The 17,285-nt window shown below is 49.2% G+C and carries 17 protein-coding genes and 1 other annotated feature; of the genes, 16 read left to right on the top strand and 1 reads right to left on the bottom strand.

Annotation, left to right across the window (positions count from 1 at the left end; all coding sequences use genetic code 11):
* Positions 1-2 precede the first annotated feature (2 nt).
* The 15 genes from spoVAE to leuS all read left to right on the top strand — a co-directional run bounded on the left by spoVAE (position 3) and on the right by leuS (position 15,608).
* Positions 3-353, top strand: coding sequence for a stage V sporulation protein AE (spoVAE, locus tag BMY78_RS18780; protein WP_053781314.1), 351 nt, complete (start codon positions 3-5; stop codon positions 351-353).
* Positions 354-559: 206 nt separating this feature from the next.
* The gene (locus BMY78_RS18775) at positions 560-1,516 is read left to right on the top strand and encodes an AAA family ATPase (RefSeq protein ID WP_090901738.1); all 957 of its coding nucleotides are present in this window, start codon (positions 560-562) and stop codon (positions 1,514-1,516) included.
* 3 nt (positions 1,517-1,519) lie between these two features.
* Complete coding sequence (locus BMY78_RS18770; RefSeq protein ID WP_090901735.1) at positions 1,520-2,767, top strand: DUF58 domain-containing protein; 1,248 nt, start codon at positions 1,520-1,522, stop codon at positions 2,765-2,767.
* On the top strand, positions 2,764-4,977 hold the full coding sequence (locus BMY78_RS18765; protein ID WP_090901732.1) for a DUF4129 domain-containing transglutaminase family protein: 2,214 nt from the start codon (positions 2,764-2,766) through the stop codon (positions 4,975-4,977). The genes BMY78_RS18770 and BMY78_RS18765 overlap by 4 nt, the downstream gene beginning before the upstream one ends.
* A 109-nt stretch (positions 4,978-5,086) precedes the next feature.
* Complete coding sequence (locus tag BMY78_RS18760; RefSeq protein WP_076288052.1) at positions 5,087-5,614, top strand: YqeG family HAD IIIA-type phosphatase; 528 nt, start codon at positions 5,087-5,089, stop codon at positions 5,612-5,614.
* Positions 5,611-6,738, top strand: a complete 1,128-nt coding sequence (gene yqeH / locus BMY78_RS18755; protein WP_090901729.1) for a ribosome biogenesis GTPase YqeH — start codon at positions 5,611-5,613, stop codon at positions 6,736-6,738. Before BMY78_RS18760 ends, yqeH begins: the two co-directional genes overlap by 4 nt.
* Positions 6,739-6,778: 40 nt before the next feature.
* Entirely contained in the window at positions 6,779-7,642 is an 864-nt protein-coding gene (gene aroE, locus BMY78_RS18750; protein WP_090901728.1) for a shikimate dehydrogenase, read from the top strand.
* Positions 7,643-7,959: 317 nt separating this feature from the next.
* Positions 7,960-8,253 carry a ribosome assembly RNA-binding protein YhbY gene (gene yhbY, locus BMY78_RS18745; protein ID WP_063567269.1) on the top strand — a complete coding sequence of 98 codons (294 nt, stop codon included), beginning with the start codon at positions 7,960-7,962 and terminating at the stop codon, positions 8,251-8,253.
* 15 nt (positions 8,254-8,268) lie between these two features.
* Positions 8,269-8,859 carry a nicotinate-nucleotide adenylyltransferase gene (locus tag BMY78_RS18740; protein ID WP_090901726.1) on the top strand — a complete coding sequence of 197 codons (591 nt, stop codon included), beginning with the start codon at positions 8,269-8,271 and terminating at the stop codon, positions 8,857-8,859.
* Positions 8,843-9,409, top strand: a complete 567-nt coding sequence (gene yqeK / locus BMY78_RS18735) for a bis(5'-nucleosyl)-tetraphosphatase (symmetrical) YqeK (protein ID WP_090901723.1) — start codon at positions 8,843-8,845, stop codon at positions 9,407-9,409. Before BMY78_RS18740 ends, yqeK begins: the two co-directional genes overlap by 17 nt.
* 22 nt (positions 9,410-9,431) lie before the next feature.
* Complete coding sequence (rsfS, locus tag BMY78_RS18730; RefSeq protein ID WP_072734522.1) at positions 9,432-9,779, top strand: ribosome silencing factor; 348 nt, start codon at positions 9,432-9,434, stop codon at positions 9,777-9,779.
* Positions 9,776-10,681, top strand: a complete 906-nt coding sequence (locus tag BMY78_RS18725; protein ID WP_090901720.1) for a CvfB family protein — start codon at positions 9,776-9,778, stop codon at positions 10,679-10,681. The genes rsfS and BMY78_RS18725 overlap by 4 nt, the downstream gene beginning before the upstream one ends.
* 140 nt (positions 10,682-10,821) lie before the next feature.
* Positions 10,822-11,592 carry a class I SAM-dependent DNA methyltransferase gene (locus BMY78_RS18720; RefSeq protein WP_090901717.1) on the top strand — a complete coding sequence of 257 codons (771 nt, stop codon included), beginning with the start codon at positions 10,822-10,824 and terminating at the stop codon, positions 11,590-11,592.
* A gap of 177 nt (positions 11,593-11,769) precedes the next feature.
* A complete protein-coding gene (locus tag BMY78_RS18715; RefSeq protein WP_090901714.1) occupies positions 11,770-12,726 on the top strand; it encodes a phosphotransferase family protein in 957 nt (318 codons plus the stop codon).
* 98 nt (positions 12,727-12,824) lie between these two features.
* Positions 12,825-13,092, top strand: a binding site (T-box leader).
* 71 nt (positions 13,093-13,163) lie between these two features.
* Positions 13,164-15,608: a leucine--tRNA ligase gene (gene leuS / locus BMY78_RS18710; RefSeq protein ID WP_090901710.1), complete on the top strand. Its 2,445-nt coding sequence runs from the start codon at positions 13,164-13,166 to the stop codon at positions 15,606-15,608.
* Here the strand turns inward: leuS and comER are convergent.
* Positions 15,589-16,434 (bottom strand): late competence protein ComER, encoded by an 846-nt coding sequence (gene comER, locus BMY78_RS18705; RefSeq protein WP_090901707.1) that lies wholly within the window; start codon positions 16,432-16,434, stop codon positions 15,589-15,591. The two genes, leuS and comER, sit on opposite strands and share 20 nt — an antisense overlap.
* A gap of 186 nt (positions 16,435-16,620) precedes the next feature.
* Between comER and BMY78_RS18700 the strand changes: the two genes are divergently transcribed.
* A complete protein-coding gene (locus tag BMY78_RS18700; protein ID WP_244192761.1) occupies positions 16,621-17,208 on the top strand; it encodes a ComEA family DNA-binding protein in 588 nt (195 codons plus the stop codon).
* Positions 17,209-17,285 lie beyond the last annotated feature (77 nt).

Below are 17,285 nucleotides of genomic sequence, written 5' to 3'. Positions count from 1 at the left end.
GGATGCAGTTTTTATGGGCATTTATTGTTGGCGGGTTGATATGTGTTGTGGGACAGCTTCTGATGGATGGTGTCAAGCTGACTCCTGCCCATACGATGAGTACACTTGTAGTGGCCGGTGCGGTTGCGGATGCGTTCGGGCTGTATGATCCACTCGTCAAATTCGCCGGGGCGGGAGCATCCATTCCCATTACCAGCTTTGGTAACTCCCTCGTGCACGGGGCTTTGACGGAGCTGGAGAAAGAGGGATGGATCGGTGTCATTACGGGGATATTCGATTTGACCGCGGCGGGTATTTCCTCAGCGATTATCTTTTCTTTTCTCGCGGCATTGGTGGTTCGGCCCAAAGGATAACAGAGCATGGCAGACCTAGCCATATATATGGTTTCAACGGAGGCTTCGGATAACTTCTATCCGGGCCTCTTTTTGTCGGAATCATGCGATAACTGCGGCGAATCTGACGGCTGGAAACAAATTATGAGTTCCTTCGAGTGTACTCGCGCCGTTGGATCATGTACAATAAAAGGAAATCTGTATGCTTTTTTAGGAGGTTAGACCACATGCCTGTGCGCAAAGAGTCGATCCAAATCATATCAGCAGTTCGTTCTAATCTGGAATCATGCATAATGGGGAAATCCTTTGAAATTCAACTTTTGCTCACAGCTTTGCTTGCAGGCGGACACGTTCTGATTGAAGACGTACCGGGAACAGGTAAAACGCAGTTGGTTAAAGCGTTATCGAAATCCATGCGCGGAGAGTACCGCCGCATTCAATGTAATCCTGATATTTTGCCAAGTGACATCACGGGGGTATCCGTGTTCCATCCACGTGACGAGCGCTTTTACTTCCGTCCGGGTCCGGTTATGACCAACATTTTGCTGGCTGACGAGATTAACCGGGCCACAACAAAAACGCAGTCCGCGTTGCTGGAAGTCATGGAGGAGCGCAGTGTAACGGTAGATGGTGATACGTATGATCTGCCGCATCCATTTATGCTCTGTGCAACCCAGAATCCAATCGATTTTGAAGGAACGTACACATTGCCGGAAGCGCAGCTGGACCGGTTTATGTTGAAAATAAGTCTGGGTTATCCGGACAAGGATATCGAGAAAACGCTGCTGAAGCAGCATCAGTCGGGTCAGCCTGTTGACCGGCTTGAATCCGTAACCCATATGGATCAGATATCAGCCATTCAGCAGGAAATCAAGGACGTATTCATCGGTGATCCGGTCATGGATTATCTGCTTGATGTGGTTCGCAAAACTCGCTCCCACCCATCCGTATTGCTGGGCGCCAGCCCGAGGGCAGCCATTTCATTTATGATGGCCGTGAAGGCTTTTGCCTTTTTGCAGGAACGTGACTACGTGCTTCCGGATGACGTGAAAACGATGGCGCCTTATGTCATCTCCCATCGGATCGTGCTGCGTCCCGAATCGAGACTGGACAGTATGAGCTCCGAGGCTGTATTAAATTCCGTACTTCAGCAGGTTCGAGTGCCCGTCTCCATGGGGCAATAATTGATGAAGCCGCTTTTGAGTACAGTCAGAAGGGGAATACGCCACCCCCGCGTATGGAGCATCGCGGCGGTGTGGATGTGCTGTTTGGCTTATGTTTTGTTCCAGGGCGGGAAGACCTCCCTGATGCTGCTGTCCATGGTGACTTTGCTTTGTATTTACCTTGCGCTTGCTGGTTTTAGCGGTGTACGGCGTACTCACGGCGTGCGCAAGCTCTCTTCCGGTCAGGATCATGAAGAGCTGCTGCATGCCGGTGACCAGGTACAGGTGCAGTTAAGTCTGAACATCCCGGGATTTCTACCACTTCCTTATGTGGTTGTGCGCGAAATGCTGCATCGGCATAACGGTGAATCCTGGTCTTTCAAAGAAAGTCTCATTCCGAGCATGCGAGGGTATGGTGAATTGTCTTTTCAAACCCCGCCACTGGAGCGGGGAAAGTATGTCTTTTCAGAAACGGAATGTGCCAGCGAGGACATCTTTGGTCTGATCGAGCATCGGGGAACGTTCAAAGCCAAAGGGGAATTTCGGGTGCTGCCGCGCACGGTATTTATACCGTACTGGCAGCTGTATGATCGCAAATCACGGTTATCCGGTCCACAGACGGCCTTGACCCGCTCGCGCAGGGAAACGACCCAGATTAACGGTGTGCGTGACTACGTATATGGGGATCGCCTTTCGCGCATTCATTGGAATGCAACGGCAAAGACGGGAACGTGGAAGTCCAAGGAGTTTGAACATGAGTCGGTGCCGAAAACGATTCTGGTGCTGGATGCGCTGTCAGGCAGCTATGATCATGGTGAGTCCTTTGAACTGGCCGTGTCTACGGCTGCTTCCCTGCTGGAATATGGCACAAGAGAACGAATGGGTATGGGACTGCTGACATTGTCGGAGAAGACATCATTTTTTGCTCCCAGCGAAAGTACGCTGGAACGGCAGAAGATGATCCATCATTTGGTGGATATCCAATATAGCGGCCAGGAGAATCGGCTGCTGCCCGGTGTCGAGAAGATGTCGCGTCAGTTTCCTCAAGGCGCTTATTTTGTAGTGATTTCTCCCCAGAAAGATGAAAAAGTTCTCGAACTGCTCCGATGGGCTGACACACGAGGGATGACTCCTTGTCATATTCTGATTGAACCCAGCGACTCCCGCCGGAGTTCCGAGTGGAATGCGATGCTGCGCGGAAGAGGCACTAGATCCTTCACCGTTTCCCATTTGCAGGAGCTTCCAACGGTAATGGGGGGAGGTAGTGTATGAGTACTAAAGCCAAAGAGCTGACAGTGGGGAGAAGATCCTGGTATCATGCAGCTTCGTTGCTCTGGATTTTCCTGATTGGCATGCAGTGGATATCATTCACACAGGAATCCTGGTATACCGAGACCACTTCATTGGTGCTGTGGACGCTCGCAGCGGTCAGCATTCTGGAAGTGATTCTGCCTTTCAAAATATGGGTTCGAACCATAATCAAGGCAGTTGTCCTTGTATATATTTTGCATAAGACATTAATTGATTACACCGTTTATATTCCTTACGGCACGTTAATGGAGCGTACGGAGCAATTCATACTGCACCTGACACCTTACATCTGGTTCACCCTGTGCGCCTGGGTCATGCTTGAAGCAGCCCTTCGCCTGGTGACCACAACGCGCCGAATTCTCGTATTTCTGGGTATCAACATTATCTCGATGGGAATTCTTGATTCCTTCACCCAAATTCCACTCTGGATTGAAATCGCCTGGGTTATGTTTGCGGGAATGGGATGGCTGGTATGCCAGCACTTCCGTAATTTCCAACTGCAATATCCACAAGGCTGGAAGAGAATCATCCGGTATCCTTACAAAATTCTGGCCAACATTGCAATCATATTTTCTTTGATTATCGTAGCCAGTGTGAACATGCCGGAAGTTCCTCCTACCTTAACGGACCCGTATACCGCGTGGCGTAACTACACCGGAAGTTCGGCGAGTCAGACAGGCAACGGAACACTGGACATTCCGACAGCAACCGAGTCGGGATACAGCAGGGAAGACAACCAGCTTGGCGGAGGATTTAACTTCGACTATACACCTGTCATGTCTGTCACTACCAATGAGCGCAGCTACTGGCGTGGTGAGACGCGCGCAGAGTATACGGGAACAGGCTGGGATGATCGCGGACGAGGTGCGACAGAGGATGTTGAGGCGGGACAGGCTCTGGAGAATGATGAATCCGGAAATGTAACCACCAAGCAAGTCACTCAGAAAGTGACGATGTTGAATGACAACGTGTATCCGATTCTCTTCGGTGCTTATTCCATTTCGGAAGTTACATCTGTCAATGGTGAGGCGAATTCCGACCGGATGTTATGGAATTCGGCGCAGGCAGAGCTGCATGTCGTAACAGACCGCCAGCAACCGCAATATCCGAAGACGTATACGATTGTATCCGAGGCTCCGGTTATTGTGGAAGATGAGCTTCGCACCAAATCTTTTGATGATCTGTATACGAGCAATCCGGCAGATGATATGTACCTGCAGCTGCCATCCAGATTCCCTGATCGGGTGACGGATCTGGCCGCTGAAATTACAGCATCGGCAAATACGCCGTATGAAAAAGTGGCATTACTGCAAAACTATTTACAACTAAATTTTGATTACACCAACAATCCGGATTTATCCCGAAAAGTAAGCAGTGACTTTGTGGAAGGTTTTTTATTTGACATTCGTGAGGGGTATTGTGATTACTTCTCGACTGCGCTGGTTATGATGGCACGCTCCGAGGGGATTCCCGCTCGTTGGGTGAAAGGGTACGCGCCTGGACAACTGTCACTGAATTCTGACATGCAGGCTCCGCGCCAACCTGGGGCTGAGATCGAGACGACGTACACGGTAACGAATGCAGATGCGCACTCTTGGGCTGAAGTTTATTTTGGCGAGTATGGCTGGATTCCGGTTGAAGCGACGCCGGGCTTTGACATGCCGCTGCTCACGGAACAACCAGATGTACAGCCTGTAGATGAGCCTGAAGAACAACCTGAAGAGGAACCGGTAAAAGAGGAAGAACAGACGCCTGCGCCTGAACAGGCTTCATCCAGCATCCCTGGTTTTGTAATCTGGGCTGCGGGAGCCATTATCGTATTATGGGTGGCTTATATGTTCTGGCGAAATCGCCTCTCCCTTCGATTCTTCGTGCTTCGTCTGCGGACAGGTGGACCGCTAACGCCTGAACAAAAGGTAGTGGCAGAGACCGAGCGCTGGATACGTTATGCGAAGCGCAAAGGTTTGACTCGGAGCGGGGACGAGACACTTCGTGAATCGGTAACCCGCTGGAGCCAGGCGAAACCAGCTGCAGCAGCGACATTGCATGAACTTCTAGCGAAGTTTGAACAGACTCGCTATAGTCCAGCGTCTGTAACTGCAGACGACTGGAAGGCCGTCTATCAGACTGCTTCAAAGCTGCGTAAGGAACTCAAAGCGGAACGGGCGTAATGTCGCCCGTCCCGTTTTTCCTTTTTTCCTATACCATCAGGCGCTGTATGCATTTTCAGGAAAGACGGATTTGTGATATAGTGTGTCGTATGAAACTGAGGTGACTTCTTTGTTTGAAATGTTAATGCCCAAGCTGCGTGTAGACACGGTTTTTGACATTAATCTGGAAGAGCTATACGCTCAAGGCTACCGTGGAATTATAACTGATCTGGACAATACACTCGTTGGGGCCAAAGCTCCTGACGCCACACCCGAACTAATTGAATGGTTCGCACGTGTCAAAGAGGCTGGTTTCCAGCTCATGATTGTGTCCAATAACAATTTGAATCGTGTATCCCTGTTTGCGACGCCACTGGATATCCAGTTTGTGCATAGTGCACGCAAACCATCGAACGTTCCGTTTCGTAGAGCAATGAAGATGATGGAGTTAACTCCTGAAAAAACGATTGTCGTAGGCGATCAGATGCTTACAGATGTCTTTGGAGGTAATCGACTAGGACTCTATACGGTTCTGGTGTTGCCAATCTCCATCGGAGATGAAGGCTTCATGACCCGCTTCAATCGGCGCGTGGAACGGATTGCTCTAACGAGTTTGCGCAAGAAAGGCTTATGGCTTGAGGAGGAAAAGAAGAAATGACAGAACCGCATAACGGCAATATTGCCGTAAGGTGCAGCGGATGCGGAGTGCATCTGCAAACGGAAAACCCGGAATTACCTGGATTCATCCCCGAAAAAGCGTTGGATCGAGAACCCGTCATTTGCCAGCGTTGTTTCCGTATCAAAAATTACAATGAGTCATCATCCGTTACAGTGGATCAGGACGAGTTCCTGGCTCTGCTAAGCAAAATCGGGGATAAGGATGCACTTGTCATCCATATCGTTGATCTGTTTGACTTTGATGGCAGTATCATCTCTGGTTTGCAGCGTTTTGTAGGCAACAATCCAGTATTGCTTGCCGTGAACAAAACGGACCTGCTTCCAAAAGTAACCAACTGGAACAAGGTTCGCAACTGGGTGCAAAAACAGGCCAAAGAACAAGGTTTACGTACGGTAGATGTCGTTCTGTGCAGTGCGAAGCAAAATCAGGGCTTCGACCGACTGCTTGAGCTTGTGGGAACGTATCGCGGAGATCGTGACGTATATGTGGTTGGTGGTACCAATGTGGGCAAATCCACACTGATTAACCGTCTGATTCGTGACTACAGCGATCTCGAGCAGGAACTCACGACATCCCGTTATCCGGGCACGACGCTGGATATGGTTAATATTCCACTGGACGATGGAAAAGCTATTATTGATACGCCGGGAATTGTATACCCTTGGCGTTTCAGTGAGATTGTATCCCGTAAAGATTTGGCTGCCATTATGCCAGAAAAACCGCTTAAACCGGCGGTTTATCAGTTGAATTCTGGTCAGACGCTGTTCTTTGGCGGCATGGCTCGTTTTGACTTTGTAGAGGGAGATCGTCAGTCCTTCACTTGCTTTATCAGCACTGCGCTTGATATTCACCGTACGAAGCTGGAACGTGCAGACGACTTGTATCGTGACCATTTGGGTGAATTACTGTCTCCACCAACGCGTGAAGATGCAGCGGACATGCCTGAATGGACCAGACATGAGTTCCGTATCAAACGTGGCAGTCAGTCGGATGTATTCATTTCTGGACTGGGCTGGATTAAGGTTAACGGTGAGAATGGGGCACTTGTAGCTGTTCATGCTCCAAAAGGTGTGCGTGTACTGATCCGCCCATCCTTGATCTAATGTAATCACAGCAGCAGTTCATCAGATCGGAGGCGGAAGTATGACGGAACAGAAAAAAACAAATCCTTCACTCCCTGTCCTGCTTGGCGTTATGGGAGATCCCATTGGACATTCCAAATCGCCTGCCATGCATAATGCGGCTCTGCAGGCTGCTGGAGTGAATGGAATGTATATGCCACTGCATGTTCGTCCCGAGCAGCTGGAATCAGCCATTCGTGGTATAGTGGCGCTGGGGTATCGGGGTGTGAATGTAACCATTCCGCACAAAGAACAGGTCATGCAGTATCTTGATGTCATTGATGAAAGTGCACGCCTGATTGGCGCGGTGAACACCATTGTTAATGATGAGGGCAAGCTGACAGGTTATAATACGGATGGCATCGGTTATGTGCGTTCCTTGAAGGAGGAAGCTGTTCCGGAACTCACAGGTAAACGCATCGCTGTTCTGGGTGCTGGCGGAGCAGCAAGAGGTGTAATATACGCCCTCGCTTTGGAGAAGCCTGAACGGATTAGTATTCTTAATCGTACAGCCGATAGAGCCGTTGCCCTTGCTTCTGATCTCCGCGCTCATGGACTGGGTGACATCACAGGTAGTGGAATGGAAGAGGCTGCTGCGATACTGGCTTCGGCCGATATTGTAATTAACACGACAGCTGCGGGTATGCATCCGCATGTAGATGACGTGCCTGTTGATCCTGCACTCATTCGAGCAGGCGCAGCAGTCAGCGACCTTATCTACAATCCGCTGGAAACACGCTTGCTTCGCGAGTCAAGGGAGCGTGGATGTACTGTGCATGGTGGTCTTGGTATGTTTATATACCAAGGCGCGGTAGCATTCGAACACTGGCTTGGCATCCCGGCTCCCGTGGAGACGATGCGGCGAGCTGTGTTAGAGAGTTTTTAATATTGTAAAATGAAAACAAGATTACACGATGACAAAGAGTGCAGAACCAATCTGAAGAAACGAAGTGCTCGCCTCAAAGCTTTCTGTAGGAAAGCTGCTTCGGAAGCATAAGCTATCACCGGATTTCCCCCTTTATAAAATGAAATGAAGAAATCTGGGGATAACAGCGATCGTAAGATGGTACTGCAATCGTAGTCACACTGTGTAAACTTTGTTAGTTCGTTTTATGAATGTGAAAATATAATTGAACGGTCAAGCCCAGGGCAGACATTGTGCTGCTGCTGAGGTTTGCTCACCATAAGGAGTATGGAGTATTCATGTTAAACGGTAAACAAAAGCGCTTTTTGCGTTCACAGGCACATCATCTAACCCCTGTATTTCAAATTGGCAAAGGGGGAACGAATGAGCATCTGTTCCGTCACATCGAAGACGCGATTGAGAAGCGCGAATTGATGAAAGTGCAAGTGCTCAACAACAATGACGAGGACAGAAAAGAGATGGCCGAAGAAGTTGCCCGTGAAACGGGGAGTGAGCTTGTACAAGTCATCGGTAACACAATCATCCTGTACAAAGAATCGCGCGATAACAAACAAATCGAACTACCTAGGTAAGGGAGAGTGGCGCGAGTGAAGATCGGCATCATGGGTGGTACGTTTGATCCGATCCATATGGGGCACCTGCTGGCAGCCGAAGCGGCCAGGGATTCGCACGCACTGGATGAGATCTGGTTCATGCCTTCCCATGTTCCTCCTCACAAACGCGGAGCCGGAGCATCGGGACAGCAACGTCTCGAAATGACGGAAGCGGCAGTGAAAGATGTACAGCATTATGAGGTGCTCGGCATTGAGATGGAGCTTGGCGGTGTGTCCTATACCATCGATACGATGAAGGAGCTTTGGCGTCGCTATCCGCAGCATGAATTTTATTTCATTGTTGGAGCGGATATGGTGAATTATCTACCCAAGTGGGAACAGATCGAAGAACTCGCTGAACGCTTAACCTTCATCGGTGTGGGACGACCGGGATTCCAGTTACATCTGGATGACCTGCCGGATGCGTTACAGGATCGGGTACTGTTGGCTGAGATGCCCTTGGTGGACATATCATCGACAGCAGTACGCAGACGGTTCGCCAAAGGGCATTCCGTGCGCTTTATGATTCCTGATGCAGTCCATCAATATATTGTAAGGAGCGGTTTATATGGAACTAAGCCGTGACGAACTGATCCGCGCTGTCTCCGGTCAAATGCCGGAGAAGCGTTGGAAGCACACGCTGGGTGTTATGGAGTCGGCAGTGTTGTTGGCTCAAAAATATGGTGCTGATCCTGTAAAAGCGGACCTGGCAGCAATATTGCATGATGTAGCCAAGTATTGGCCCGTTTCCGAGATGGAAGCGGTCATCCGTGACAATGGATTGAACGAAGAACTTTTGCAGCATGACAAGCAGCTCTGGCATTCCGAAGTGGGAGCCTTTGTTGCGGAGCGTGACTACGGCATTGATGATAAAGAAATTATTAATGCTATTCGCTGGCATACCTCAGGTCGAGTGGGCATGAGCCTGCTGGATAAAGTGGTATGTCTTGCGGATTATATTGAACCGGGAAGAGACTTCCCGGGAGTAAATCATATTCGCGAACAGGCTGAGCACAGTCTGGAAGAAGGCTTAATTGCCGGTTTCGACTCGACGATCAGCTTGTTGATCTCGCAGCGCCGTGTCATTTACCCTTTGACCATGTTGTCGCGGAATGACTTGATTGCACATTTATAGATTAGATTATGGAGGTTGGTTCATGACAGTATCATCGAAAGAACTTATGAATATGGCGGTTGCTGCCGCTGACGATAAAAAGGCATCCAACATTGTAGCACTGGATCTGATTGGCATCTCGCTGGTAGCGGACTATTTTGTTATCTGTCACGGGAATTCCGATACTCAGGTACAGGCGATTGCAACAGAGATTCGCAAACAGGCGCATGCAGCCGGCGTGAATATCAAAGGCATCGAAGGTATGGATTCGGCACGTTGGGTATTGATGGATATGGGTGATGTGGTTGTTCATATCTTCCACCGCGACGAGCGTGAGTATTACAACATTGAACGACTGTGGTCTGATGCCAAAGTGGTGGAAACGGTATGAGTTTGATCGCAGGAACAGTCGTCAACTTGCCGGTTTCACGTGAAGTGTCTCCATTTGGCTACTTTTTGACGACAGGATCAGAAGATGTACTGCTTCACTATACGGAGCTTACAAGGGACGTTAAAATTGGAGAAACGCTGGAGGTCTTTCTGTTCTTTGATACGGAAGATCGCCTGGCGGCAACCATGAAAAAACCATATCTCACTCTTGGCGAAATGGCACGTCTGGTTGTGGCTGATATTCACCCACGCCTCGGCTGTTTCCTCGAGATGGGGCTTGGGCGGCAATTGCTGCTCCCGATTCGTGAATTGCCTGAGTTGGAAGAATTACGTCCTCATGTAGGCGATGAAGTTTTTGTTCTTATGGAACATGACAAGCAAGGACGTTTGCGGGCGAAATTGGCTGGGGAACGTGAGCTTGCACCATTGTCCTTCCATGCGCCAACCTCCTGGGTTAACGAATGGGTTGAAGCAACGGTGTACAAGCCACTTCAGATGGGTACTTTTGTGCTTGTTGACGGTGGAGTGCTGGGCTTTGGCGCTATTGGCATGATTCATTCCTCGGAACGAAATCGTATGCTGCGCCTAGGTGAAAAGGTGAAATGCCGGGTAACCATGGTACGTGAAGATGGACGTGTCAATCTGGCGATGTCTCCTCTCAAAGAGGTTGGTCGCAATGAAGATGCAGACAAACTGCTTGCTTTCATGAAAGAGCGCCCTACGGGCGGCATGCCGTATTCGGATGCAACCCCGCCGGACATCATCAAGCAGCGCTTTGGTATCAGTAAATCCGCGTTCAAGCGGGCATTGGGCAAACTGATGAAGGATGGTCTAGTAACGCAGAAGGAAAACTGGACCTATCTGACAGAGTCTGTACCTCAGGATCAGAACGAAGATAAGTAAGCAAACGCGTATCGTGGATCAAGCATGAGCTTGAAATCCATAAGTCAAGGCAGGGCAAGGCTGGGTGAACTCCGGACGCCCCTGCTTTTTCTTTTGTTCAAAAGAGATTTGAAAATGAAATTGAAAGTGCGGTGCCTGACATGTCTTACCGGAAATTTGCCTATGTGTACGATGAATTAATGGAGGATATGCCTTATCCGGACTGGATAAGGTTTGCGAGAACGGCTTGGGAACGACATGGCATGCCGAAAAGTGTGGCTGAACTGGGCTGTGGAACCGGCTCAATTACGATCCCACTGGTGAACTCCGGCTTCGAAGTTACAGGTATTGACCTGTCGGCGGACATGTTGTCTGTTGCGCGCAGTAAAATGGAGGCCACGCCTCAAGGTCACCGCTTATATCGGGAAGGCAGTGTCCGCTGGGTGCAGCAGGATATGCGGGACTGGAGAGTACCGGAGCCTGTGGACTCGGTGATATCGTTCTGTGATTGCGTGAATTATTTGCTTGAAAAAGAGGATGTCGTTCGTACCTTTCAGCGTACTTACGAGATGCTGAAGCCGGAGGGCACATTCCTGTTCGATGTACATCACCCGAATACCCTTATTCGATACGAAGAGGAGCAACCATTTGTGTTGGACGAGCGCTCTGTATCGTATATTTGGACCTGTGATATGGATCATGATCGGTGTGAGATTGAGCATCATCTAAGTATCTTTTCGCGTGTGGCCGAGAGCGGGAAGGATATGTACCAACGTTTTGAAGAGGTTCATGTTCAGCGTGCGTATGATCCGGACTGGATGAAGCTCGAGCTGACGAAGGCTGGCTTCAGAGATGTATGTGTATATGCTGATTTTGAGTGGAAAGAGGCGGGAGAAGGCGCACAGCGTCTATTCTACGTAGCCGTGAAATAGGATTAAGATATAGAACTGTCCTTATGATGTATAAGGGCAGTTCTTTTTCTATAAGAATGTTTTTTTATATGTAATAAGTTATTGCCAGTGAGGTTAAAGGAAGCCATAATAGTTGAATGGAAAACGTTTTCTAATTAGTGCAATCCTGAAAATTAAAATTCTGGGTGGGGTGCAACAATGGAAAGTACCTACAAAACAAGGCTGACTTCCGAGCAGTTAGACGGAATTGTGCAGCAGCATTTTAACACAGGTATCCAAGAATACAAAGAGATGATCGACGGCTGGGCAAACCATGCTTATTTTATCACCAAGAACGACGGACAGAAGGTAGTACTTAAAATAGCTCCTTCTAATGGCATTAAGCTGATGCGCTGTGAACAGCATGTCATGGTTGCTGAGGTTGAGGCATTGCGACTCGCGGCAGAACTTCAGGATGTACCCGTTCCCCGGGTATTGGCCTATGATCCATCGCTCACCCTAGTATCGGCAGAATATTTTATTATGGAGTACATGCCAGGAAAGCCATACAACAAAGTCAAAGATCAGTACAGTGCAGCAGAGCAGGAATCCATAGAGCAGCAGCTGGGTGCATACAATCGTCGGATCAATGAAATTAAAGGGGAGAAGTTTGGTTACTTTTCCTCAAAGAAACCGCATTATACGACGTGGAAAGAAGCTTTCCTGAGCCTGATGGATGATATGCTTGCAGATGGCAAAGCAGCGGGTGTGGAATTGTCAATTCGTTATGAGGAGCTGGAGCGTTTAATTCAACAGAAATCGGATGTGCTGGATGATGTCAAAGAGCCAGTGCTTGTGCATTGGGATTTGTGGGATGGGAATGTATTCGTGGAGGCTGGGCAAATCACGGCGATTATCGATTTTGAGCGTTCCCTTTGGGCAGATCCTCTGATGGAGCACTACTTCAGTCATTTTAATAATACGCCGGGATTCCTCAAAGGCTATGGAAGAGCAGTTACAACAGACAGTGAACGGAAAAGAAGAAGTTTATATGATCTGTACTTTGATCTGGCGCTGAGAATCGAGTGTCCGTATCGTCAATACGATAACAAGGAACACATTCAGTGGGCGATTGATAATCTAGAAGAAGGAATCCAGCGATTCCAGTCGTCTTAATGTGTATACTGATGCATAGCATTGCTTATAGTCAACAGACCGTGTAATATTGACTTTAATGCTGCTTTTTTATATAATATTTCCGATCATATCGTATACATATTTCGATGATAAGGATCAGTAGTGAGTCCTGTACATGACAGAGAGCCGGCGGTTGGTGCAAGTCGGTTGACAGTATTTCACGAACTCGCCTTGGAGAAATGCGGTGATTACACCATCTTGCAACCGACTGAAGTAATACTCGGGATCAGGAATGGAAATCCGCATCGGTTAACCGCCGTTACAGGTCCAAAGGGAGTGGATGACGAAGCACGATCGTCCGCTAACTAGGGTGGTACCACGGGAATTCAACCTCTCGTCCCTAGCGCTGCAAACGCTACGGGATGCTGAGGTTTTTTTGTTGCAATAAATGCGAATAACCAGAGGAGGAACAATAGATGAGTGAGAATCAACAGCCGAAACACGGCTACAAGCCACAAGTCATGGAGAAAAGCTGGCAGCAATACTGGGATGACAATAAAACGTTTAAAACGGGTGAGGACCCGGCTAAACCGAAGTTTTATGCCCTGGATATGTTTCCGTATCCATCTGGCTCAGGCCTGCACGTAGGTCACCCGGAAGGATACACGGCAACGGATATCGTATCCCGTTTCAAACGTATGCGCGGCTTCAATGTATTGCATCCAATGGGTTGGGACGCTTTCGGCCTGCCTGCTGAGCAGCATGCATTGGATACTGGTGAGCATCCACGACATATTACCTTCCGCAATATTGACAATTTCCGTCGCCAGATCAAATCACTCGGTTTCTCTTATGACTGGGATCGGGAGATCAGTACAACAGACCCTGACTACTACAAATGGACGCAATGGATCTTCATCCAATTGTACAATAAAGGCCTGGCTTACGTAGATGAAGTACCTGTGAACTGGTGCGAAGCTTTGGGTACGGTACTGGCGAACGAAGAAGTTATCGACGGTAAGAGTGAGCGTGGTGGACATCCGGTCGTTCGTAAACCGATGCGCCAATGGGTATTAAGAATTACGGAATATGCAGAGCGTTTGCTGGAAGACCTGGAAGAGCTGGACTGGTCGGAAAGTATCAAGGATATGCAGCGCAACTGGATCGGTAAATCAACCGGGGCGGAAGTTACTTTTGCCATTGAGGGTCATGAAGAAGTTATTAAAGTGTTTACGACACGTGCAGATACTTTGTTTGGCGCAAGTTATGCTGTATTGGCACCTGAGCATGAGCTGGTGGAAGTCATTACAACGGCTGAACAGCGTGAAGCAATCAAGGCATATCAGGAACAGGCTGCTCGTAAAAGCGATCTGGAACGCACCGATTTGGCTAAAGACAAAACGGGTGTGTTCACAGGAACTTATGCAATCAATCCGGTAAACGGAGCGAAGGTGCCTATCTGGATCGCCGATTATGTTCTGGCTGGATACGGCACAGGGGCGATCATGGCTGTTCCGGGACATGACGCTCGTGACTGGGAGTTTGCGAAACAGTTTGGTCTGGACATCATCGAGGTTGTACAGGGTGGCGACGTGACACAAGAAGCGTATTCCGGAGACGGACCACATGTGAACTCTGATTTCCTGAACGGATTGAACAACGAAGAAGCGATTGCGAAGATGATTGCCTGGTTGGAAGAGAACGGAAAGGGACAAGGCAAAACGACCTACCGTCTGCGTGACTGGTTGTTCAGCCGTCAGCGTTACTGGGGTGAGCCAATCCCGATTCTGCATCTGGAAGATGGGACGATGAAGACGGTGCCGGAAGATCAACTGCCTTTGCTGCTGCCGGATATTGACCAGATCAAACCTTCGGGCACGGGCGAATCACCACTGGCGAATGTTACAGAATGGGTGAACACGGTAGATCCGGAAACGGGAATGAAAGCTCGTCGCGAGACGAACACAATGCCACAATGGGCCGGTAGCTGCTGGTATTATCTGCGCTTTATCGATCCACACAATGACAAGGAACTGATCTCTCAAGAGAAACAGCAGCAGTGGCTGCCGGTTGATCTGTACATCGGGGGAGCAGAGCACGCGGTGCTTCACTTGCTGTACGCTCGTTTCTGGCATAAAGTGCTGTATGATCTGGGTGTGGTGCATACCAAAGAGCCGTTCCACAAACTGGTCAACCAAGGTATGATCCTGGGAACCAACAATGAGAAGATGAGTAAATCCCGTGGTAATGTTATTAACCCGGATGAGATCGTCAATGAATTCGGTGCGGATACATTGCGTCTGTACGAAATGTTCATGGGGCCTTTGGAGGCTACAAAACCGTGGAACGCTAACGGGGTTGAAGGTATGCACCGCTTCCTGTCACGTGTATGGCGTCTGTTCATCAATGAAGATACAGGTGCAATCAACGACAAGATCACAGCAGATGGTGGAACCGATGAGTTCAAGCGCACTGCACACAAGACAATCAAAAAAGTTACAGAGGATCTGGAACATCTGCGTTTCAACACAGCGATCAGCCAGTTGATGATTTTCATCAACGATGCATACAAAGCAGATACGCTGCCGCGTGAAGCCATGGAGAACTTTGTACAGCTGTTGTCACCGCTGGCACCGCATATGGCGGAGGAACTGTGGAGCCGTCTCGGTCATGAAGGTGGAATCTCTTATGTAGCTTGGCCGGAGTATGATGAGTCCATGACGGTGGACGCCGAAGTGGAAATTGTTGTTCAAGTGAACGGCAAAATTGTAACCCGTGCTACGATCGCGAAGGATCTGGACGCACAGGGCATGCAGGACTTTACAATGGAACTGGCACCTGTGAAACAGGCACTGGAAGGCAAGACCATTCGCAAGGTCATTGCCGTTCCAGGCAAACTCGTTAATATTGTTGCCGGTTAATCTCACCGGCTTTGAATAATTCATCCAGCTTCAACAAATCTTCATCATATTTGTCATGAGTCGTCTGGATCAGACTGTCAAAAACACCATTCAGATTCACCCTTAGCAGGGCAAGTGCCTGTGCGGTGATGCCGCCAGGTACAGCCACGCGAGCCTGAAGTTCTTGCGGGGTGTATCCTCCTTCGGTGAGCAGCTTGCCTGTTCCCAGGAGCATCTCGCCGGCAAGAGCGCAGGCGTCGGCTCGTTTGATATCAGTTAGCTTGACGGCACTCTCAATCCATTGCTCCAGAAAGAACGATATGAATGCAGGTCCGCAGCTGGAGAAGTCGGATGTGATCCGGGTACAGGCTTCATCCACTTGATAGGGTCTGCCGATATGACTGAGCAGCCCTTCCAGCACAGCGCGGTCTTCGTTAGTCATTCGCTCACCGTGAATACACAGGGACGCTCCGCTGCCGACCTGGTGCGTAACGCTGGGGATAACTTTGGAGACTTTGCAAGGAAGTGAAGATTCCAGATGGCGCAGCTGCACGGGACTGGTGATCGAGACGATTATATGATTGGGATTCACGACAGGCAGGATGTCGTCAATGACATGTTTGAATTCAAGTGGCTTCACGCACAAAAAGATGATATTGCTGCGGATGACGGTTTCCCGGTTGCTCTGTGATTCGTGCAGACCGGGGTAACGGAGGGATAACTGCCGTACTTTGGAAGGGGTTCTATTGCTGGCGGCGATCTGCCGTGGCTCAAGTGCACCGGATTGAATCAAGGCATAGATCAGCAGGCTGCCCATGCTGCCGGTTCCGATAAATCCAACCTTCATTGTTCAGGCCTCCTTTCATGCTTTACGGTAATGGCGCAGTTCTTTCCCTCTAGTGTATGCGTCAGGACCTGCTTCACATGACATGAAAATAGTACAGCTTGGTTTACCAGGCAAGTCCAACGGTTCGGAAGCACCGCCCGTGTTCAGAATAGATTTTTTTTGAATCCAGGGAGAGGTGTGGAAGAGATGAGATGGAACAAGGGGATGACCATTGCTGCTGCGGTGGTCGGATGTATACTAATATTATGGTCGGGCAAAAGTGAACAGCCGCCTTCTGGCTGGGAACCTATGCAGCTCGCCACCGAGAAGCCGACGATAGAGCAGGAAACCCCTGCTGTACAGTCGGCTACTTTGGTTCAGGAACAAACGAAGGCTTCCGATGCAGACCAGCGACCGTCAACAGCAGAGGCCCCTGTAGAGACTAATCGGGTTGATGACACAGGAGGGAAAGTGGCTGATCAGACAGCTGCTGGCAAGCAAACTGACGCTTCTACAGTTGGAACTCAAACGAAATCAGAGGCAACGGTGGTTTCACCTGACAATAACCAAGTGTTGGTGAGCAATGAAGCAGTCGACAATGGCAAAATTGATGTCAATACAGCTCCGGCAGCGAAGCTGATGGACCTTCCTGGAATCGGGGAGAAAAAGGCGCAAGCCATTATTGATTATCGTAATTCCCATGGTCCTTTTACCAAAGTCAGCGATCTGACCAAAGTGAAAGGAATCGGAATGAAGATGCTGGAGAAAATGGCTCCTTATGTGCAGATCAGGTAATCACGCAATATTAAAGATTAGGATATAAGTTGAATTGGAAATGACATAAGAACGAAGGATGGGTTCAACTTGTATCC

The sequence above is a fragment of the Paenibacillus sp. OK076 genome (assembly GCF_900110055.1).
GTDB lineage: Bacteria > Bacillota > Bacilli > Paenibacillales > Paenibacillaceae > Paenibacillus.
This window is presented reverse-complemented; position numbering and strand designations above follow the sequence as displayed.